At 41.2% G+C, this 20,720-nt stretch carries 16 protein-coding genes, 3 tRNA genes, 4 rRNA genes, 1 other RNA gene and 1 other annotated feature (1 of these 25 cut by a window edge); of the genes, 4 read left to right on the top strand and 20 right to left on the bottom strand.

Features of this window, described 5'->3' with window-relative positions; all coding sequences use genetic code 11:
* Positions 1–48: 48 nt before the first annotated feature.
* The 11 genes from BTOYO_RS13680 to tadA form a co-directional block, all read right to left on the bottom strand.
* A 23S ribosomal RNA gene (locus BTOYO_RS13680) occupies positions 49–2,970 on the bottom strand.
* A 79-nt stretch (positions 2,971–3,049) separates the two neighbouring features.
* Positions 3,050–3,125, bottom strand: a tRNA-Ala gene (locus BTOYO_RS13675).
* 9 nt (positions 3,126–3,134) lie between these two features.
* A tRNA-Ile gene (locus BTOYO_RS13670) sits at positions 3,135–3,211 on the bottom strand.
* Positions 3,212–3,341: 130 nt separating this feature from the next.
* Positions 3,342–4,893: ribosomal RNA gene (locus BTOYO_RS13665) — 16S ribosomal RNA — on the bottom strand.
* The 16S and 23S rRNA genes sit together here with 2 tRNA genes alongside, the layout of an rRNA operon.
* Positions 4,894–5,112: 219 nt before the next feature.
* Complete coding sequence (locus BTOYO_RS13660; protein WP_001089268.1) at positions 5,113–5,382, bottom strand: pro-sigmaK processing inhibitor BofA family protein; 270 nt, start codon at positions 5,380–5,382, stop codon at positions 5,113–5,115.
* Between the two features lie 225 nt (positions 5,383–5,607).
* Positions 5,608–5,829 (bottom strand): YaaL family protein, encoded by a 222-nt coding sequence (locus BTOYO_RS13655; protein ID WP_000466018.1) that lies wholly within the window; start codon positions 5,827–5,829, stop codon positions 5,608–5,610.
* A 14-nt stretch (positions 5,830–5,843) separates the two neighbouring features.
* A complete protein-coding gene (recR, locus tag BTOYO_RS13650) occupies positions 5,844–6,440 on the bottom strand; it encodes a recombination protein RecR (protein WP_000559167.1) in 597 nt (198 codons plus the stop codon).
* A 14-nt stretch (positions 6,441–6,454) separates the two neighbouring features.
* Positions 6,455–6,781 (bottom strand): YbaB/EbfC family nucleoid-associated protein, encoded by a 327-nt coding sequence (locus BTOYO_RS13645; RefSeq protein ID WP_170957726.1) that lies wholly within the window; start codon positions 6,779–6,781, stop codon positions 6,455–6,457.
* 25 nt (positions 6,782–6,806) lie between these two features.
* Positions 6,807–8,495 (bottom strand): DNA polymerase III subunit gamma/tau, encoded by a 1,689-nt coding sequence (gene dnaX / locus BTOYO_RS13640; RefSeq protein ID WP_000121584.1) that lies wholly within the window; start codon positions 8,493–8,495, stop codon positions 6,807–6,809.
* A gap of 131 nt (positions 8,496–8,626) precedes the next feature.
* Positions 8,627–8,891, bottom strand: an RNA gene (gene ffs, locus BTOYO_RS26405) — signal recognition particle sRNA large type.
* 79 nt (positions 8,892–8,970) lie between these two features.
* On the bottom strand, positions 8,971–9,471 hold the full coding sequence (tadA, locus tag BTOYO_RS13635) for a tRNA adenosine(34) deaminase TadA (protein ID WP_000434335.1): 501 nt from the start codon (positions 9,469–9,471) through the stop codon (positions 8,971–8,973).
* A 108-nt stretch (positions 9,472–9,579) separates the two neighbouring features.
* Between tadA and BTOYO_RS13630 the strand changes: the two genes are divergently transcribed.
* The 3 genes from BTOYO_RS13630 (at position 9,580) to BTOYO_RS13620 (ending at position 11,551) form a co-directional block, all read left to right on the top strand.
* On the top strand, positions 9,580–10,119 hold the full coding sequence (locus BTOYO_RS13630; RefSeq protein ID WP_000798728.1) for a cysteine hydrolase family protein: 540 nt from the start codon (positions 9,580–9,582) through the stop codon (positions 10,117–10,119).
* A gap of 125 nt (positions 10,120–10,244) precedes the next feature.
* Entirely contained in the window at positions 10,245–10,880 is a 636-nt protein-coding gene (locus tag BTOYO_RS13625; protein WP_000148219.1) for a deoxynucleoside kinase, read from the top strand.
* Between the two features lie 2 nt (positions 10,881–10,882).
* Complete coding sequence (locus tag BTOYO_RS13620) at positions 10,883–11,551, top strand: deoxynucleoside kinase (RefSeq protein WP_001053585.1); 669 nt, start codon at positions 10,883–10,885, stop codon at positions 11,549–11,551.
* A 35-nt stretch (positions 11,552–11,586) separates the two neighbouring features.
* On the opposite strand, the gene BTOYO_RS13615 is transcribed toward BTOYO_RS13620, so the two are convergent.
* The 7 genes from BTOYO_RS13615 to guaB all read right to left on the bottom strand — a co-directional run bounded on the left by BTOYO_RS13615 (position 11,587) and on the right by guaB (position 18,539).
* Positions 11,587–11,979 carry a sigma factor-like helix-turn-helix DNA-binding protein gene (locus tag BTOYO_RS13615; protein ID WP_000364197.1) on the bottom strand — a complete coding sequence of 131 codons (393 nt, stop codon included), beginning with the start codon at positions 11,977–11,979 and terminating at the stop codon, positions 11,587–11,589.
* Positions 11,980–12,145: 166 nt separating this feature from the next.
* Positions 12,146–12,238: transfer RNA gene (locus tag BTOYO_RS13610), tRNA-Ser, on the bottom strand.
* Positions 12,239–12,392: 154 nt separating this feature from the next.
* Entirely contained in the window at positions 12,393–13,667 is a 1,275-nt protein-coding gene (gene serS, locus BTOYO_RS13605; protein WP_000884202.1) for a serine--tRNA ligase, read from the bottom strand.
* Positions 13,668–13,718: 51 nt separating this feature from the next.
* Positions 13,719–13,940: a binding site (T-box leader), on the bottom strand.
* Between the two features lie 54 nt (positions 13,941–13,994).
* Positions 13,995–14,585, bottom strand: a complete 591-nt coding sequence (gene pdxT / locus BTOYO_RS13600) for a pyridoxal 5'-phosphate synthase glutaminase subunit PdxT (RefSeq protein WP_000238789.1) — start codon at positions 14,583–14,585, stop codon at positions 13,995–13,997.
* An 18-nt stretch (positions 14,586–14,603) separates the two neighbouring features.
* The gene (gene pdxS, locus BTOYO_RS13595) at positions 14,604–15,491 is read right to left on the bottom strand and encodes a pyridoxal 5'-phosphate synthase lyase subunit PdxS (protein WP_000186168.1); all 888 of its coding nucleotides are present in this window, start codon (positions 15,489–15,491) and stop codon (positions 14,604–14,606) included.
* Between the two features lie 160 nt (positions 15,492–15,651).
* Positions 15,652–16,962, bottom strand: coding sequence for a serine hydrolase (locus BTOYO_RS13590; RefSeq protein ID WP_131202456.1), 1,311 nt, complete (start codon positions 16,960–16,962; stop codon positions 15,652–15,654).
* Positions 16,963–17,075: 113 nt separating this feature from the next.
* On the bottom strand, positions 17,076–18,539 hold the full coding sequence (guaB, locus tag BTOYO_RS13585; protein WP_000264091.1) for an IMP dehydrogenase: 1,464 nt from the start codon (positions 18,537–18,539) through the stop codon (positions 17,076–17,078).
* 115 nt (positions 18,540–18,654) lie between these two features.
* Between guaB and BTOYO_RS13580 the strand changes: the two genes are divergently transcribed.
* On the top strand, positions 18,655–19,656 hold the full coding sequence (locus BTOYO_RS13580; protein WP_000554256.1) for a YaaC family protein: 1,002 nt from the start codon (positions 18,655–18,657) through the stop codon (positions 19,654–19,656).
* Positions 19,657–19,690: 34 nt separating this feature from the next.
* On the opposite strand, the gene rrf is transcribed toward BTOYO_RS13580, so the two are convergent.
* Positions 19,691–19,806, bottom strand: a 5S ribosomal RNA gene (gene rrf, locus BTOYO_RS13575).
* Between the two features lie 49 nt (positions 19,807–19,855).
* Positions 19,856–20,720: ribosomal RNA gene (locus BTOYO_RS13570) — 23S ribosomal RNA — on the bottom strand (it continues 2,057 nt past the right edge of the window).

Genomic DNA, 20,720 nt, shown 5'->3' with positions numbered 1-20,720 from the left:
TATGAAGGCATATTCCTTCAAAACTAGATAACATTTGCTACATATTATATGGTTAAGTCCTCGATCTATTAGTATTCGTCAGCTCCACATGTCACCATGCTTCCACCTCGAACCTATCAACCTGATCATCTTTCAGGGATCTTACTAGCTTACGCTATGGGAAATCTCATCTTGAGGGGGGCTTCATGCTTAGATGCTTTCAGCACTTATCCCTTCCGCACATAGCTACCCAGCTATGCCCTTGGCAGAACAACTGGTACACCAGCGGTGCGTCCATCCCGGTCCTCTCGTACTAAGGACAGCTCCTCTCAAATTTCCTACGCCCACGACGGATAGGGACCGAACTGTCTCACGACGTTCTGAACCCAGCTCGCGTACCGCTTTAATGGGCGAACAGCCCAACCCTTGGGACCGACTACAGCCCCAGGATGCGATGAGCCGACATCGAGGTGCCAAACCTCCCCGTCGATGTGGACTCTTGGGGGAGATAAGCCTGTTATCCCCGGGGTAGCTTTTATCCGTTGAGCGATGGCCCTTCCATGCGGAACCACCGGATCACTAAGCCCGACTTTCGTCCCTGCTCGACTTGTAGGTCTCGCAGTCAAGCTCCCTTATGCCTTTGCACTCTACGAATGATTTCCAACCATTCTGAGGGAACCTTTGGGCGCCTCCGTTACACTTTAGGAGGCGACCGCCCCAGTCAAACTGCCCACCTGACACTGTCTCCCGGGTCGATAAGACCCGTAGGTTAGAATTTCAATACAGTCAGGGCGGTATCCCACCAGCGCCTCCACCGAAGCTAGCGCTCCGGTTTCAATGGCTCCCGCCTATCCTGTACAAACTGTACCAAAATTCAATATCAGGCTACAGTAAAGCTCCACGGGGTCTTTCCGTCCTGTCGCGGGTAACCTGCATCTTCACAGGTACTATAATTTCACCGAGTCTCTGGTTGAGACAGTGCCCAAATCGTTACACCTTTCGTGCGGGTCGGAACTTACCCGACAAGGAATTTCGCTACCTTAGGACCGTTATAGTTACGGCCGCCGTTTACTGGGGCTTCAGTTCAGAGCTTCGCTTACGCTAACCCCTCTCCTTAACCTTCCAGCACCGGGCAGGTGTCAGCCCCTATACTTCGCCTTACGGCTTCGCAGAGACCTGTGTTTTTGCTAAACAGTCGCTTGGGCCTATTCACTGCGGCTTTCCGTTAAGAAAGCACCCCTTCTCCCGAAGTTACGGGGTCATTTTGCCGAGTTCCTTAACCAGAGTTCTCTCGCACACCTTAGGATTCTCTCCTCGCCTACCTGTGTCGGTTTGCGGTACAGGCACCTTTTATCTCGCTAGAAGCTTTTCTTGGCAGCGGGGAATCAAAGACTTCGCTCCATAAGGAGCTTCCCCATCACAGCTCAGCCTTCACGATAAGCGGATTTGCCTACTTATCAGCCTAACTGCTTGGACGTGCACAACCAATCGCACGCTTCTTCTATCCTTCTGCGTCCCTCCATTGCTCAAACGATAAAGAGGTGGTACAGGAATATCAACCTGTTGTCCATCGCCTACGCCTGTCGGCCTCGGCTTAGGTCCTGACTAACCCTGAGCGGACGAGCCTTCCTCAGGAAACCTTAGGCATTCGGTGGACGGGATTCTCACCCGTCTTTCGCTACTCATACCGGCATTCTCACTTCTAAGCGCTCCACCAGTCCTTCCGGTCTGACTTCACTGCACTTAGAACGCTCCCCTACCACTGATACCATTGGTATCAATTCGCAGCTTCGGTGGTGTATTTAGCCCCGGTACATTTTCGGCGCAGAGTCACTCGACTAGTGAGCTATTACGCACTCTTTAAATGGTGGCTGCTTCTAAGCCAACATCCTAGTTGTCTAAGCAACTCCACATCCTTTTCCACTTAATACACACTTTGGGACCTTAGCTGGCGATCTGGGCTGTTTCCCTCTTGACTACGGATCTTATCACTCGCAGTCTGACTCCTAAGGATAAGTCATTGGCATTCGGAGTTTGACTGAATTCGGTAATCCGATGAGGACCCCTAGTTCAATCAGTGCTCTACCTCCAAGACTCTTACACTTAAGGCTAGCCCTAAAGCTATTTCGGGGAGAACCAGCTATCTCCAGGTTCGATTGGAATTTCTCCGCTACCCACACCTCATCCCCGCACTTTTCAACGTGCGTGGGTTCGGGCCTCCATTCAGTGTTACCTGAACTTCACCCTGGACATGGGTAGATCACCTGGTTTCGGGTCTACGACCACGTACTAAACGCCCTATTCAGACTCGCTTTCGCTGCGGCTCCGTCTCTTCAACTTAACCTCGCACGGGATCGTAACTCGCCGGTTCATTCTACAAAAGGCACGCCATCACCCATTAACGGGCTCTGACTATTTGTAGGCACACGGTTTCAGGATCTCTTTCACTCCCCTTCCGGGGTGCTTTTCACCTTTCCCTCACGGTACTGGTTCACTATCGATCACTAGGGAGTATTTAGCCTTGGGAGATGGTCCTCCCAGATTCCGACGGAATTTCACGTGTTCCGCCGTACTCAGGATACATTCAAGAGAGAACGAAGTTTCGACTACGGGGTTGTTACCCTCTACGACGGACCTTTCCAGGTCGCTTCGTCTACCTCGTTCCTTTGTAACTCCGTATAGAATGTCCTACAACCCCAAGAGGCAAGCCTCTTGGTTTGGGCTAGATTCCGTTTCGCTCGCCGCTACTCAGGAAATCGCATTTGCTTTCTCTTCCTCCAGGTACTTAGATGTTTCAGTTCCCTGGGTCTGTCTTCCATACCCTATGTATTCAGGTAAGGATACCATACCATTACGTATAGTGGGTTTCCCCATTCGGAAATCTTCGGATCAAAGCTTACTTACAGCTCCCCGAAGCATATCGGCGTTAGTCCCGTCCTTCATCGACTCCTAGTGTCAAGGCATCCACCGTGCGCCCTTTCTAACTTAACCAAACTAAAATTAAAAAATATGAGCTACACTGTTATCTAGTTTTCAAAGAACATACCATTTGCTATATAAGATAGCTTTTTGGTGGAGCCTAGCGGGATCGAACCGCTGACCTCCTGCGTGCAAGGCAGGCGCTCTCCCAGCTGAGCTAAGGCCCCAAAAATGTATGGTGGGCCTAAATGGACTCGAACCATCGACCTCACGCTTATCAGGCGTGCGCTCTAACCAGCTGAGCTATAGGCCCATACAAATTGCAGGATTTATTTATATCATATCCTCATTTAAGAGTCAATATTGAATTGAACTCTCAAAACTAAACGAAAACGAAACACGGAAACTTATATTGATGAACAGCGTTCATCAATTCTCCATAGAAAGGAGGTGATCCAGCCGCACCTTCCGATACGGCTACCTTGTTACGACTTCACCCCAATCATCTGTCCCACCTTAGGCGGCTGGCTCCAAAAAGGTTACCCCACCGACTTCGGGTGTTACAAACTCTCGTGGTGTGACGGGCGGTGTGTACAAGGCCCGGGAACGTATTCACCGCGGCATGCTGATCCGCGATTACTAGCGATTCCAGCTTCATGTAGGCGAGTTGCAGCCTACAATCCGAACTGAGAACGGTTTTATGAGATTAGCTCCACCTCGCGGTCTTGCAGCTCTTTGTACCGTCCATTGTAGCACGTGTGTAGCCCAGGTCATAAGGGGCATGATGATTTGACGTCATCCCCACCTTCCTCCGGTTTGTCACCGGCAGTCACCTTAGAGTGCCCAACTTAATGATGGCAACTAAGATCAAGGGTTGCGCTCGTTGCGGGACTTAACCCAACATCTCACGACACGAGCTGACGACAACCATGCACCACCTGTCACTCTGCTCCCGAAGGAGAAGCCCTATCTCTAGGGTTTTCAGAGGATGTCAAGACCTGGTAAGGTTCTTCGCGTTGCTTCGAATTAAACCACATGCTCCACCGCTTGTGCGGGCCCCCGTCAATTCCTTTGAGTTTCAGCCTTGCGGCCGTACTCCCCAGGCGGAGTGCTTAATGCGTTAACTTCAGCACTAAAGGGCGGAAACCCTCTAACACTTAGCACTCATCGTTTACGGCGTGGACTACCAGGGTATCTAATCCTGTTTGCTCCCCACGCTTTCGCGCCTCAGTGTCAGTTACAGACCAGAAAGTCGCCTTCGCCACTGGTGTTCCTCCATATCTCTACGCATTTCACCGCTACACATGGAATTCCACTTTCCTCTTCTGCACTCAAGTCTCCCAGTTTCCAATGACCCTCCACGGTTGAGCCGTGGGCTTTCACATCAGACTTAAGAAACCACCTGCGCGCGCTTTACGCCCAATAATTCCGGATAACGCTTGCCACCTACGTATTACCGCGGCTGCTGGCACGTAGTTAGCCGTGGCTTTCTGGTTAGGTACCGTCAAGGTGCCAGCTTATTCAACTAGCACTTGTTCTTCCCTAACAACAGAGTTTTACGACCCGAAAGCCTTCATCACTCACGCGGCGTTGCTCCGTCAGACTTTCGTCCATTGCGGAAGATTCCCTACTGCTGCCTCCCGTAGGAGTCTGGGCCGTGTCTCAGTCCCAGTGTGGCCGATCACCCTCTCAGGTCGGCTACGCATCGTTGCCTTGGTGAGCCGTTACCTCACCAACTAGCTAATGCGACGCGGGTCCATCCATAAGTGACAGCCGAAGCCGCCTTTCAATTTCGAACCATGCAGTTCAAAATGTTATCCGGTATTAGCCCCGGTTTCCCGGAGTTATCCCAGTCTTATGGGCAGGTTACCCACGTGTTACTCACCCGTCCGCCGCTAACTTCTTGAGAGCAAGCTCTCAATCCATTCGCTCGACTTGCATGTATTAGGCACGCCGCCAGCGTTCATCCTGAGCCAGGATCAAACTCTCCAATAAAGTTAGTTTGTCTAGCATCTAAAAATAAAAATTGACGTTTCACGTTGTTTGTTTCGTTTAGTTTTCAAAGTTCAACATCGCGTTTCAGCGACTTTTATAATTTAACATTTATCGTTAAATCTGTCAACAACTTTTTTCTTTCGTTCCTGACGACGCTTATTAATTTATCATATTAAACATTCTTTAGTCAACACTTTTTAAAAAAATGCCAAAATAATTTTATCTTGGCATGATATACAGCTTAATTATTACTAATGCAGCAACACCGGGTAAGCCTAATAAACTTGTTACTGTCGCTGTACCTGCGTTAATCGGAATATGAAAATCAAAATATGTCCCTACAACATTTACGATAAAGAGCAATGCTATTCCTAAAGTAACATGAAAAAGTATTTTACCTATAAAACGCAATGGTTTAGAAGAAACACCAAAAACAAGAAAAATAAAAACAAGAGATAGAATACCAACAATAATAATGGTAGAATTCATTTTTTCCTCCTTATGAATGACCTATACATATCTATATGTATGGGACAAGACGATAAAAAAGAACGTTTATCCTATAACTCCAGTCGGCCCATTGTGATAACTTTTACGCAGCAACATTTTCTTCATACAAACCCATCAGAATCCTCAACGATTCTTTTAAAACGAAATAACCCCTCTACTTTAACAAATAAAAAATAAAAGGTTCCGCTTAAAAAGCAGAACCTTTTACCATTGTTCCATTTTTACAGGGCGACGCTTCGCTTCTTTTAACAAGAAGAAATATTTCGCCTCCGCTATTTTCAAAGAACAAATTACATCTGGAGACGGCTCAACACTTTGTTCAACCATTCTCTTTTGACGTAACCATTCATTCTTTACTTTTTCTAATAGTACAATTAACTTATCGTCATACTCTTTACGCAATTTACCCTTTTTTTGAAAGAACATTTTTGTTTCTCCTCTTATACTTCTCTGCGGCCTTCTAGCGCTTTTGACAGAGTTACTTCATCTGCATATTCTAAATCTCCACCAACTGGTAGACCATGTGCAATACGAGTTACTTTAATACCTGTCGGCTTTAAGAGGCGGGATATATACATCGCTGTAGCTTCCCCTTCAATGTTAGGGTTTGTTGCCAATATCACTTCTTGTACCGTTTCATCGTGCAGTCGCTTTAAGAGTTGCGGGATATTAATGTCTTCCGGTCCAATTCCCTCCATCGGGGAAATCGCACCACGTAACACATGATATACACCTTGATACTCTTTCATTTTTTCCATCGCGATTACATCTTTCGGTTCTTGCACGACACAGACAACCGTTTGATCTCGATGTGAATCATCACAAATATAACAAGGATCACGGTCAGTAATATGTCCGCATACAGAACAATACGCTAGATCTCGCTTCGCATTCACAAGTGCTTTCGCAAAACCTAACACATCGTCTTCTTTCATATCTAATACGAAAAATGCCAATCGAACCGCTGTTTTCGGTCCGATTCCTGGCAATTTCATAAAACTATCGATTAATTTTGATATTGGCTCTGGATAATGCATATATCAATATCCTCCTAGAACATTCCACCTGGTAAGTTTAAGCCTTTTGTAAATTTACCCATTGTAGAATTTGAAAGTTCATCAACCTTTTTAAGTGCATCGTTCGTTGCAGCTAGCACTAAATCTTGTAACATTTCGATATCTTCTGGATCTACAACTTCTTCTTTAATTTTCACTTCAAGAACTTGCTTATGGCCATTTGCAATTACAGAAACCATTCCACCGCCAGCTGTACCTTCAACCGTTTTTTCACCAAGCTCTTCCTGTGCTTTTGCCATGTCTTTTTGCATCTTTTGCATTTGTTTCATCATGTTATTCATATTTCCCATTCCGCCACGCATCATATTTAATTCCTCCTAATAATAGTTATTCTTTTATTTCAATAAGTTCTTGCCCTACTAATTTTACTGCTTCTTCTATGAGGGGATCTTCTTTTTGCTCTGGGCTTTCTTCAGAATCCCCGCCTTCGCGTTGTAAAAAGTCCTCACGAATTTTACCCCATTCACTTTTCGGGATAGCAATCATATTTAACTTTTTACTTAGCAATTCAAAAAGAATTTGTTCCAGCGTATCCATTGCTTCACGATTTTCACTCGCCATTTTACAATGAATCTCATATTGAAATGCTAACACATAAGTATCATCTGAAGCCGCTACTGGCTCACTATTTTCTAATAAAACAGCAAATGCCACTTTGTTATACGATTTGAGTCTTCCTAACAACTCACCCCATACGGCTTTCAATTGTTCTAATTCTTGACGCTTCGCCTGCTTCAACACTTCATTTACACGTCCAACAGGAATTTTCATACTTCCCGTTCGCATTGGTTTTGGTGTTGCACGCGTCTCTCTTACTTCAGGTTGCACGCCAGCTGGTACACCATTCTTTTTAACTTGTTCTAATTCTTTCTCCAGTTGCTGCATTCTGTTCATAACCGCTTGTAAACGATCTGCACCGTTTGCTTGCATCATAAACTGCTGACACAGTTGTACCATCACAACTTCTAAGAAAATTCGTGGATGGTTTGTCCACTTCATCTCTTGTTGCCCTTTACTAAGACTATGAATAATCTCATAGATTACTTCCGGCTGCATTTCTTCACTTAACATGCGGAATTGATCATCTACAATTACTCGTTCCAACATATGTTCTAGTTGTGGTGAAGTTTGATATAAAAGCATATCACGATAATAGTAAATGAAATCTTCCATAAATCGAACTGGATCCTTCCCTTTACTCATCATCTCATCTATGATACGTAATGCTCTTGATACATCATTTTCACGTATACATTCTACTAGGTTACCTAAATATTGCTGAGAAACAGAGCCTGTTACAGCTAAAACATCTTCTGTCGTAACTGCATCATCACTATAAGATATAGCCTGATCAATAAGGCTAAGTGCATCACGCATACCACCCTCGGCAGCACGAGCAACAATTTGTAGTGCTTCCTCTTCTACTTGCGTACCCTCATTTGTCACAACCGTCGATAATCTCTCAACAATATCATTTACTGATATTTTTCGGAATTCAAATCGCTGACATCTCGAAATAATCGTAGGTGGAATCTTATGTGGTTCTGTTGTCGCTAAAATAAAGATAACATGTCCTGGTGGCTCTTCTAAAGTTTTTAGAAGAGCATTAAAGGCACCCATAGAAAGCATGTGAACCTCATCGATAATGTATACTTTATATTCTACAGCACTTGGAGCATATTTTACTTTATCTCTTATATCTCGAATTTCATCTACACCGTTATTTGAAGCCGCATCAATTTCTAATACATCTGAAATAGATCCTTGTGTAATTCCTAAACAAGAAGGACATTCATTACAAGGTTCAGCTACCGGAGCATGTTCACAGTTAATTGCTTTTGCAAATACTTTTGCAATCGTCGTTTTTCCTGTTCCCCTCGGACCAGAAAATAAATAAGCATGTGAAACTTTCTCTTGAAGAAGGGCATTTTGCAACGTTTTTGTTACGTGCTTTTGACCGACTACATCTTCGAACTTTTGCGGTCTCCATGTTCGGTATAACGCTTGGTATGACACGAAAATACGGCCTCCCTCAAAGGTTATTATCTTATATATTATAACCCATTCTGTTTATAGATTCCAAAAGTTATTTTCCATACAAAAAACTCACCTTGTATCAAGGTGAGTTTTGTATACATATATAACTGCCGTGCACCTTCTGTCGATTACGTACCATAAGCGTTACTCAAGCAGTTAGCTCGGTTCAGGCACTCCTGCGGCACACGAGAAAACCCGCTTATTGCTGCTTCCTTCCGGACCTGACAAGGTTCACGGGGTCCCGTTGCGCAGGACCCAAACGTCAACACCACTTACTTAAGGCAGACCTTACAGCAACATAACCTCGAGAAGGGATTCGGCCTCGCTAGAGCGGATTGCGAGTATAGGGCACCGCTACCTCCCCGCTTAGCACGGCAAAGTTAAAACCAATATTCGGTTGCCTTCATTAAAGGCATTATCAGTATAACTTGTTTTTTTATAAAATGCAAATGCGTTAATTCTCGTTACTGTTCTCTAATTTTTTTATCGCTTTTCTTTTTTTACGAAGCTCTCTAAAAAAGTTTGTTAGCAACGTACCGCACTCTTCTTCTAATACACCAGTGACTACTTCACATTGATGATTAAAACGTTCATCTGTTAAAAGATTCATTAATGTTCCTGCACATCCGCCCTTCGGATCACTTGCACCATATACAACTCGCTTCACTCGTGATAAAACAATTCCACCCGCACACATTGGACAGGGCTCTAAGGTTACATATAACGTTGCATCTTCTAAACGCCATGTCCCTAGATTTTTGCAAGCTTCATCAATCGCTAACAACTCGGCATGAGCGATTGATCGTTGCTCAGTTTCCCTTAAATTATGAGCAACACTAATTACCTCACCATCTAACACTATGACTGCACCAATTGGTACTTCTTGTATTTCCTCTGCCTTTTTAGCCTCTTCTATCGCTAGTTGCATAAAATAAATATCTTGATCTTGTTCCATAACCTAGTCCTTTCATCACAAATAAAATAAACCTTTTTCCATTTACTACACGTGGGATAACTTTTATAAATTCAATCCACCCTAAAAGAAAAAGAGAGGGGATTACATATGAAAAACACTGCTTTGCTCATTATTGATATGATTAATGACTTTCAATTTTCCCACGGGCCCATCCTGGCAAAAAAATGCGAAACTATAACAAATCCTATTTTACAATTAAAGAAAACAATGAAAGCCTTCGGCTATCCCATAATTTATGTTAATGACCATTATCAACTTTGGAGATCTGATATTGACCAACTGATTACTCATTGTACAAATGAGTATAGTGAAAATATAATTCATAAGATTGCTCCACATTCTGATGATTACATTTTTATTAAACCACATTACTCTGCTTTTTATGAAACGCCTTTGAATTCTTTATTGGGCTATTTAAAAATAGAAAATCTGATATTAACAGGAGTTGCTGGAAATATATGTATCCTATTTACTGCTAACGATGCTCATATGAGAAATTATACACTGTATGTACCACAGGATTGCATTGCCTCTAACAATGATCAGGACAATCTGCATGCTTTAAAAATAATGGAAGCTACATTGAAAGCAAATATAATACCGTCATCTCAAATAAAAATTAATTAATACATATATCTATTTTCTAACTTTTTATATCAAATTAACCCGCTCGCTTCCCTCTTGTGCTACAATAATTCTGTTTTGTGTTTTTAGTAGTCACGGCAAATCACTGATTGAAAGGAGGAAACAGCGTGACCGGAGTACCATTTATCACGGTTGAAGGACCAATTGGTGTTGGAAAAACTTCACTTGCGAAGGAAATTTCAACTCACATGCAACTCCACTTACTAAAAGAGATTGTTGATGAAAACCCTTTTTTAGGAAAGTTCTATGAAGACATCGACGAATGGAGTTTTCAAACAGAGATGTTCTTTCTTTGTAATAGATACAAACAACTAGAAGACATTAACATAAAGTATTTGAATCAAAGGAAGCCAGTAGTAGCAGATTATCATATATTTAAAAATTTAATTTTCGCATCACGTACATTAAAAGATTCTCAATATGACAAATACATGCAAATCTATCGTATCCTTACACAAGATATGCCTGTACCAAATGTCATCGTTTATTTAACAGCTAGCCTGGAAACATTACAAAAACGAATCGCAATGCGCGGAAGAGAATTCGAAAAAAATATGGATCCAAATTACTTACTACAGCTCACAAAAGATTACGAAACAGCAATGGATACTTTTAAAAAGGACCATCCAGATATCCCAGTGTTGAAATTTAACGGAGATGATATGGATTTTGTACAAAATCCCGATGATTTAAACGTCATCCTATCCGCCCTTCAAAATACTCTCTTAAAGGAGTCGAAATAATAATGAATTTAAGGCAAAAATATGATATACCGAATGATGCAGTAATTACTATCGCTGGAACAGTAGGTGTCGGAAAATCAACTATGACAACTGCACTAGCTAACGCTTTAGGTTATCGCACATCATTTGAAAAAGTAGATTCTAATCCATATTTGGACAAGTTCTATGCCGATTTCACACGCTGGAGCTTCCACTTGCAAGTATACTTCTTAGCAGAACGATTTAAAGAACAAAAGAGAATTTTTGAATACGGTGGTGGTTTTGTTCAAGACCGTTCTATCTATGAAGACACTGGAATTTTCGCAAAGATGCATCATGAAAAAGGTACAATGACGGAAACTGATTATGAAACATACAAAGGTTTATTTGATGCTATGGTCATGACTCCTTACTTCCCTCATCCAGACTTATTAATTTACTTAGAAGGTTCTTTCGATGATATTGTAGACCGTATTCAAGAACGCGGACGCCCGATGGAGCAGCAAACACCAATTGAGTATTGGAAAGAGATGCACGGACGTTACGAAAACTGGATTAACAACTTCAATTCATGCCCTGTTTTACGATTAAACATTAATGAATACGATATTTTAAAAGATGGCGATTCAATCGAACCAATCATTAAAAAAATTGGCCATTTCTTAAAACAAACACGTAAACTTGTAAAATAAAAAACCCGTGCATATGCACGGGTTTTCCTATTAAATTACTTCTTCTTTGTTGGAGCAATAATTTCACTCTCAGGTTTTCCAGCGTTAATACGCTGACGAACAGTACTTGTACTAATGTCATATGTTTCAGCAATCTCTTTAACAGTCATTTCTTTCCCGTTAATCACTGCCGTTAATACTTTACCTGTACGTTTTGGAGCTGCTTCTTTCTTTACAGCTGGTTTTTCAACCTTTTTTGGCGCCTCTACTTTTGTCGTAGCTTGCTTTACATCACAAGTACAACCACAAAGTTTACGGAATGTATCATCGCTTATAATGCGCGATACATTTGCACCACTGTTTAAAATTCTATTGTTCTTACAGACAGGACATTGTACATAATATAAAGTTTTTCCATCTAAAGGAAACGTTTGTATAATAAGATCCATGTTGACTCCTTTCATATCTATGAAGATAATCATCGGAATATGAGTGTGTAATAAGGACAAAATCGCCTTACACCATACTTTATGATTGGTTTTAAAATAAAAACTCGTTACGTGTTGGTAACGAGTTCTCCAATCTCCACTTATATGCGCTGTTGTCAATTATATCTGGAGGAGGTAGAGGGATTCGAACCCCCGCGCGACTCTCGCCGCCTGTCGGTTTTCAAGACCGATCCCTTCAGCCAGACTTGGGTATACCTCCATATTGACATCAAATATAATATCAAAAGAAAAACAGTTAGTCAACCCTACTAAAATAAATTATGAGGAAAGGAAAATTTTACTTTCCCCCTCCTACATTACAGTACTGACAACGCTCATAATTACCAATCACTCATACCGATGAATGTTTAAATTTACTTAATAACTGTTTTTCCTCCCATATAAGGGCGAAGAACTTCTGGAATTATAATTGTACCATCTTCTTGTTGGTAGTTCTCTAAAATAGCTGCAACCGTACGTCCAATTGCAAGACCAGATCCATTTAATGTATGAACATGTTCTGGTTTTCCGTTTGGCTCACGGCGGAAACGGATATTTGCACGTCTCGCTTGGAAAGCTTCAAAATTACTACAAGAAGAAATTTCACGATATGTGCCATAGCTTGGAATCCATACTTCAATATCGTATTTCTTCGCTGCTGTAAATCCTAAATCGCCTGTGCACATGCTCATAACGCGATATGGCAACTCTAATAATTGTAACACGCGTTCTGCATCATTTGTTAATTTTTCTAACTCTTCATAAGAATCTTCTGGTTTTACGAACTTCACAAGCTCTACTTTATTGAACTGATGTTGGCGAATTAAACCACGTGTATCGCGACCAGCTGAACCTGCTTCAGAACGGAAGCAAGAGCTAAATGCAGCATATCTTATAGGCAATTGCTCTTTATTTAAAATCTCATCACGATGCATATTCGTTACAGGTACTTCTGCTGTTGGAATTAAGAAGTAATCTTCACTTTCAATACGGAATGCATCTTCTTCAAACTTCGGAAGTTGTCCTGTTCCTGTCATACTTGCACGGTTTACCATATACGGAGGTAACACTTCTTCATATCCATGCTCGTCAGTATGAAGATCAAGCATAAAACTAATTAAAGCACGCTCTAATCTTGCGCCTGCACCTTTGTAAAATACGAAGCGGCTTCCTGTTACTTTCCCCGCACGCTCAAAATCTAAAACTCCTAAATCTGTAGCAAGATCCCAATGTGGTTTTGGTTCAAAAGCAAATTCCTTCACTTCTCCCCAAGTACGCGCTACTACATTATCATCCTCTGTTTCACCAACTGGAGCAGATTCATGAGGAATATTTGGAATAGATAACATTAATCTTTCTAAGTCTTCTTCAACTGTACGAAGTTCATTATCAAGATCTTTTACTTTTTCTCCAACTTCACGCATTTCTAAAATTAAAGCTTCTGCATCTTTCTTTTCACGCTTTAATACTGAAATTTGTTGAGACACTTCGTTACGTTTACTTTTTAGTTCTTCTGTTTGAACAAGTAGTTCTCTTCTTCTCGTATCAAGCTCTTCAAAACGACCAAACTCCGTTAAATCTTCGCCTCTATGCTGCAATTTTGCTTTTACTTCTTCAAAGTTCGTACGTAATAATTTAATATCAAGCATTATATACTCCTCCTTTTATTTTATAAAACACAAAAAACTCCCGTCCCTATACAAAGGGACGGGAGTTAACCCGCGTTGCCACCCTAGTTGAAAGCATTACTACTTTCCTCTCAAGTAGAAATAACGGCTCTTCACCGGGAATGTTTACTAATCATAAAGATATTCCACATTCCATTCCAGGATGGATTCACAAACTGTTTCTATCGATTTCCACCAACCATCGACTCTCTATAAGAAACGACATTTGTTACTACTTCCTATCAACACGCTTATTTTATAAAATTGTTACCATCAATTTACTATAATCTTATACAAGTTGCAAGTTACTTACACAACTTTTTTCATTTTAGCTTCTTTTACCATTTCGACAAAGTATGCTGTCACACGATGATCATCCGTTAATTCCGGATGGAATGAAGCAGCTAAAAACTGATCTTGTCTTACCGCTACCATTCGATCGCCGTGCTTAGAAAGTACTTCAACGTTATCAGCGACATCTACAACATACGGAGCACGGATAAATACACCAATAAAGTCTTCCCCCACACCTTTCATTGAAAGTGCGGCTTCAAAACTATCTTTTTGGCGTCCAAACGCATTGCGTTCAACTGTAATATCCATAGCACCAATATGTGCTTCTTCATAGCCAATAAGTGTTTTCGCAAGAAGAATCATACCTGCACATGTACCAAACATTGGTTTACCAGACTTCGCAAATGTACGAAGTGGTTCCATGAAAGCATACTTATCAATAAGACGACGCATTGTTGTACTTTCACCGCCTGGTAAAATAAGACCATCAATCTCTTCAAGTTGCTCTATACGCTTTACAACAACAGCTTCTGCACCACTTGCTTCAACTGATTTTACATGCTCACGAACTGCACCTTGAAGACCTAGTACACCGATTTTCACCATTTTAAAGTTCTCCTTCAATTACCATCCACGCTCTTGCATGCGTTGTTCTGGTAATAACGTTGAAATTTCGACACCTTTCATTGCATTACCCAATCCTTTAGAAAGGCTTGCAATTAGTTCGTAATCTTCATAATGAGTCGTCGCTTCAACGATTGCACGTGCAAATTTCTCTGGGTTCTCTGATTTGAAGATACCAGATCCAACAAATACACCATCAGCACCAAGTTGCATCATTAACGCTGCATCTGCTGGTGTTGCTACACCACCTGCTGCAAAGTTTACAACTGGCAAGCGACCAAGGCGTTTAATTTCAAGTAGTACTTCATAAGGAGCACCAGTATTTTTTGCATATGTCATTAACTCATCTTCACGTAGACTTGCAACTTGACGGATTTCTGCATTGACTTGGCGCATATGACGCACTGCCTCTACAATGTTTCCTGTTCCTGGCTCACCTTTTGTACGAAGCATAGATGCACCTTCTGCAATACGACGTGCAGCTTCTCCGATATCACGGCAACCACATACAAACGGAACTGTGTAATCACGTTTATTTAAATGGTATACTTCATCAGCAGGAGTTAATACTTCACTCTCATCGATATAGTCTACCCCTAATGATTCTAATACACGTGCTTCTACAAGATGACCGATACGGCATTTTGCCATAACCGGAATTGACACCGCACCCATAACTTCTTCAACAATCGTTGGGTCTGCCATACGAGAAACGCCACCTGCTGCACGAATATCTGCTGGTACACGCTCTAATGCCATAACGGCAACTGCGCCTGCTTCTTCTGCAATCCTTGCTTGTTCAGCGTTAACTACGTCCATAATAACGCCGCCTTTTTGCATTTCTGCCATTCCACGTTTTACACGTTCTGTCCCTGTTACATTTGTCATGTACAAAAACCCCCCTAGGTGAATTGCTTTCCCCCGTTAAAGGCGAAAATTAAGAATACTCTTACATTATACCATTAACTATCAGATGCTTGTCTACTACTTTTTCATAAAGTAGGTATGAAAAATGGGAATAAGAAAAAGCTCCTACAATGAGGAGCTTTTAAAACCAACCTTTTACTGTATCAACAGCACTATTCCATATACCACTAAAGAAAGAGCCGATTCCGCGCATAGAACGAGTAAACCAGTTTGCTTCTTCCACTGCTGATGTTGTTACAAGATCTACTTGTAATGACTTACCAGATAAAAATCCAGGGTCATTCGTATCTTTTGGTGTAATTACCATCTGACCAAGTGCAACACCCTTTTTAATAGGTGCTTCTTGTCCCTTACTTGCTTCTTTAAATTCTGTTTTATAAACATCTTTACTTCCTTTTGGCACTGGAAGTGAAACAACTTGTTTTGTTTGAACTGCTACATCTTTATCTTTTGCATTTTCTACTCTTACTGTTTCTTGTCCTTTTACTGAAGAATCTTTTTTATACATTTGCTTCATTTCAAAGTTAGCAAATCCATAATCATATAACTTCTTCGTTTCATCAAAACGTGCTGTATGAGAACTTGTTTTAATAACTACAGAAATAAAACGCATACCGTTTCTTTCAACCGTACCAGTGAAGCAATCACCGGCTTCTGGAGTTGATCCTGTTTTCAGGCCGTCTACGCCATCGTATTGCTTAACTAAACCTTTTAACATCCAATTCCAGTTATCCATATTAATCGGGTATTTTCCACCCTCTTGGAATACTTTTTTAGGGATTTTTGCTGTATCTAATGTTTTGGGATAATCCTTAATAAGATGTTGTGCTAAAATTGCGACGTCCCTTGCAGACATTTTATTTTCTTCATCCGGTGTTGTTCCTTCGGGATGCTGTCCTTTTAAATCTTTGTTCGTTAGGCCTGTAGAATTTACAAATTTATAATTTTTCAATCCCAACTCTTTTGCCTTATCATTCATCATTTTTACAAAATTAACTTCTTTTCCTGCCACTGCTTCACCTAGAGCAATTGTTGCTCCATTAGCGGAATAAATCGCCATCGCTTCGTATAACTCTTTTACCGTATAAGAACCACCATTTTCTAGTGGAACATTTGATAATGAACGATCCTGTGAAATCTTATGCGCATATTCAGAAACCTTAATCTTTTGATCCCACTTAAGTTTTCCTTTATCCACTGCTTCATGAACTAAATATTCACTCATCATTTTTGTCATACTAGCAATTGATAATAACTCATCTGCATTCTTTTGATATAAAATTTTCCCAGAATTCGCTTCTACTAAAATTGCCGCACCTGCTTCAATGTTTAGAGCGGCTCCTGTTTCAGCCGATGCATTGCTATATGGTAACAGCATGCTACAAGCTAGTGTAAGCACCGTTACCAAAGCCATGAATCTTTTGCAAAACATACCTTTCACTTTTGCTACCCCCAATATCTATGTACTCACATAACCGTTATTCTAACATAATCAAAAAAAAATAGACAGAGATATCAAATCTCTATCTATTTACATATAAGACATTATAATGAGTAGTTTGGAGCCTCTTTTGTAATTTGTACATGATGAGGGTGGCTTTCACGTAAACCAGCACCTGACATGCGAATGAACTGTGCATTCTCACGTAAGAATTCTAAATCCTGTGCTCCACAATATCCCATACCTGCACGTAATCCACCAACTAATTGATGAACTGTATCTGCTAAAGGTCCTTTATATGGTACGCGTCCTTCAATACCTTCTGGAACAAGTTTTTTGTTTCCTTCTTGGAAGTAACGATCTTTACTTCCTTTTTCCATCGCTCCAACAGAACCCATACCACGATATACTTTAAATTGGCGACCTTGGTAAATCTCAGTTTCTCCAGGGCTTTCAGCAACACCAGCAAACATACTACCTAGCATAACAACGTGTGCTCCTGCTGCTAAAGCTTTAACCATATCACCAGAGTACTTAACACCGCCATCAGCAATAACTGGAATACCGTGTTTACGAGCTTCTGTTGCACAATCATAAACTGCTGTTAATTGTGGTACACCAACACCAGCTACAACGCGTGTCGTACAAATAGAACCTGGTCCAATACCAACTTTAACTACGTTTGCACCAGCCTCGATTAATGCTTTCGTTGCTTCAGCTGTAGCAACATTTCCAGCGATAATATTTAGTGCTGGATATTTCGCACGAACTTCTTTTACCTTTTCAATAACACCTTTAGAATGCCCATGAGCTGTATCAAGTACAATTGCATCTACGCTAGCTTTTACTAATGCATCGATACGAAGCATAGCATCAGCCGTTACACCAACAGCCGCTCCAACTAATAAGCGTCCTTGCTTATCTTTAGCAGAGTTTGGGAATTCAATTACTTTTTCAATATCTTTTATTGTAATAAGCCCTTGTAATACACCGTTATTATCAACAAGAGGGAGCTTTTCAATTTTATACTTTTGTAGGATCTTTTCAGCTTCTTCCAGTGTAGTACCAACTGGAGCTGTAATTAACTGTTCTTTTGTCATTACGTCAGAAATTTTGATTGAGTAATCTTGGATGAAACGCATATCACGGTTGGTAATAATACCAACTAATTTTCGCTCATCTAAATTATTTACAACTGGTACACCTGAGATACGATATTTTCCCATAAGATGTTCTGCATCATATACTTGATGTTCTGGAGTTAAGAAGAAAGGATCTGAAATAACGCCGCTTTCAGAGCGCTTTACTTTATCAACTTGCTCTGCCTGTTGCTCAATAGACATATTCTTATGAATAATTCCTAAACCGCCTTGGCGAGCCATTGCAATAGCCATGTCAGCTTCTGTTACTGTATCCATTCCTGCACTAATTAACGGGATGTTTAGCTGTAAGCTTTCAGATAAAACTGTTTTAACACTTACTTCTCTTGGTAATATATCTGACCTCGCTGGTACAAGTAATACATCATCAAAAGTCAAACCTTCTTTAACAAATTTAGATTCCCACATAATTGTTCCCCCCATGATACCAGAAATTATTATTAGTAGCTTATCAATTGGTTAAAATACTGTCAAGGACGTATATATATGTTAGAATTTTTAGACAATAAAAGGAGCGTAATATATGCATCAAACACATTGTACTTGGCAGCAATTAAGTTTCTTTTTTTCATCTCAAAATGTACAACGTTATCTTGCCCGTTGTTATGAAAAATCCTCCATACAAGATGCTGAAAAAAAAAGTTTTGAAAACTGTTATCCCTTTATTTACTACTTAGAACACGGGAAAAATTATTACGAATTATATAAGGCGGCCCCTTTTTCGATTCAACCAATGTTGTTATTTTATGGAATTAGCCAACTATTTAAAGCTTGCTTGTTAACTATTGATCCTAACTACCCAGAATCAACTACTGTTTTAGCTCATGGCGTTACAACTCGTAAACGAAAAAAACAGGGGTATCAATTTTTAGAAGATGAGGTGAAAATACAGAAAAACGGATTATTTACTCACGTTGCAGAACAACTGTTTCACATGAAACACTTAGAAGCGGAGAAGTTTAATATGTTAGAGCTGATGGGGAATATTCCTGAATTACAAAATTTGTTTCGTTATAGTCAAAAAGTATCGACTTTATATAAGATCGATTCAACAAATAAAAATGAGCTCTCCTTTTCAGTCAATATATTAGATCGATTACATATGACTAAAGAGCGATTTTCTCGTTACATCGAAACAACTTGTAAACATTTATCGATACAACACGTAGCTGAGAAAAATAGTGAATCGAATGTGTTTTTTTCGGCGCCTATTCAATCGTGGAATCCTATGTATAGTACTCCTTTATACTATGAGTACCTTACTAATACTTATTACTTACCACTTACGACTAATCCTAGAAATTCTAAACCCATTTTACCTGAGCTCCTCGTTCATTACTTATTGCTCTATAATTTAAGCATGATTTCTAGGTATGAAACTGATTGGTGGTATGACTTACTTGGTAGTTATGGATCTGAAGATTATCCATTTATTTATCAATTCCTTAATATTTCTGCCCAAAAAATACCTTACTATATTTCAGTATTTTTACTATCAGAATCTAATCTATTTCATGGGAAATAAAAAAACACGAGTCAAAGACTCGTGTTTTTTAGTTGCTTGGCGACGTCCTACTCTCACAGGGACAAGGTCCCAACTACCATCGGCGCTAGAGAGCTTAACTTCCGTGTTCGGTATGGGAACGGGTGTGACCTCTCTGCCATCATCACCAAACTATGAAGGCATATTCCTTCAAAACTAGATAACATTTGCTACATATTATATGGTTAAGTCCTCGATCTATTAGTATTCGTCAGCTCCACATGTCACCATGCTTCCACCTCGAACCTATCAACCTGATCATCTTTCAGGGATCTTACTAGCTTACGCTATGGGAAATCTCATCTTGAGGGGGGCTTCATGCTTAGATGCTTTCAGCACTTATCCCTTCCGCACATAGCTACCCAGCTATGCCCTTGGCAGAACAACTGGTACACCAGCGGTGCGTCCATCCCGGTCCTCTCGTACTAAGGACAGCTCCTCTCAAATTTCCTACGCCCACGACGGATAGGGACCGAACTGTCTCACGACGTTCTGAACCCAGCTCGCGTACCGCTTTAATGGGCGAACAGCCCAACCCTTGGGACCGACTACAGCCCCAGGATGCGATGAGCCGACATCGAGGTGCCAAACCTCCCCGTCGATGTGGACTCTTGGGGGAGATAAGCCTGTTATCCCCGGGGTAGCTTTTATCCGTTGAGCGATGGCCCTTCCATGCGGAACCACCGGATCACTAAGCCCGACTTTCGTCCCTGCTCGACTTGTAGGTCTCGCAGTCAAGCTCCCTTATGCCTTTGCACTCTACGAATGATTTCCAACCATTCTGAGGGAACCTTTGGGCGCCTCCGTTACACTTTAGGAGGCGACCGCCCCAGTCAAACTGCCCACCTGACACTGTCTCCCGGGTCGATAAGACCCGTAGGTTAGAATTTCAATACAGTCAGGGCGGTATCCCACCAGCGCCTCCACCGAAGCTAGCGCTCCGGTTTCAATGGCTCCCGCCTATCCTGTACAAACTGTACCAAAATTCAATATCAGGCTACAGTAAAGCTCCACGGGGTCTTTCCGTCCTGTCGCGGGTAACCTGC

This window comes from Bacillus toyonensis BCT-7112 (genome assembly GCF_000496285.1).
Taxonomy (GTDB): Bacteria; Bacillota; Bacilli; order Bacillales; family Bacillaceae_G; genus Bacillus_A; species Bacillus_A toyonensis.
The sequence above is the reverse complement of the archived record's forward strand: the minus strand, read 5'-3'. Positions and strand labels throughout refer to the sequence as shown.

Bases quoted from the DNA above. Each gene is read 5' to 3' on its own strand.
- BTOYO_RS13660 (WP_001089268.1), bottom strand. From the start codon at position 5,382: ATGAATTCTACCATTATTATTGTTGGTATTCTATCTCTTGTTTTTATT.
- BTOYO_RS13655 (WP_000466018.1), bottom strand. From the start codon at position 5,829: ATGTTCTTTCAAAAAAAGGGTAAATTGCGTAAAGAGTATGACGATAAG.
- recR (WP_000559167.1), bottom strand. From the start codon at position 6,440: ATGCATTATCCAGAGCCAATATCAAAATTAATCGATAGTTTTATGAAA.
- BTOYO_RS13645 (WP_170957726.1), bottom strand. From the start codon at position 6,781: ATGCGTGGCGGAATGGGAAATATGAATAACATGATGAAACAAATGCAA.
- tadA (WP_000434335.1), bottom strand. From the start codon at position 9,471: ATGGAACAAGATCAAGATATTTATTTTATGCAACTAGCGATAGAAGAG.
- BTOYO_RS13630 (WP_000798728.1), top strand. From the start codon at position 9,580: ATGAAAAACACTGCTTTGCTCATTATTGATATGATTAATGACTTTCAA.
- BTOYO_RS13620 (WP_001053585.1), top strand. From the start codon at position 10,883: ATGAATTTAAGGCAAAAATATGATATACCGAATGATGCAGTAATTACT.
- BTOYO_RS13615 (WP_000364197.1), bottom strand. From the start codon at position 11,979: ATGGATCTTATTATACAAACGTTTCCTTTAGATGGAAAAACTTTATAT.
- serS (WP_000884202.1), bottom strand. From the start codon at position 13,667: ATGCTTGATATTAAATTATTACGTACGAACTTTGAAGAAGTAAAAGCA.
- pdxT (WP_000238789.1), bottom strand. From the start codon at position 14,585: ATGGTGAAAATCGGTGTACTAGGTCTTCAAGGTGCAGTTCGTGAGCAT.
- pdxS (WP_000186168.1), bottom strand. From the start codon at position 15,491: ATGACAAATGTAACAGGGACAGAACGTGTAAAACGTGGAATGGCAGAA.
- BTOYO_RS13590 (WP_131202456.1), bottom strand. From the start codon at position 16,962: ATGTTTTGCAAAAGATTCATGGCTTTGGTAACGGTGCTTACACTAGCT.
- guaB (WP_000264091.1), bottom strand. From the start codon at position 18,539: ATGTGGGAATCTAAATTTGTTAAAGAAGGTTTGACTTTTGATGATGTA.
- BTOYO_RS13580 (WP_000554256.1), top strand. From the start codon at position 18,655: ATGCATCAAACACATTGTACTTGGCAGCAATTAAGTTTCTTTTTTTCA.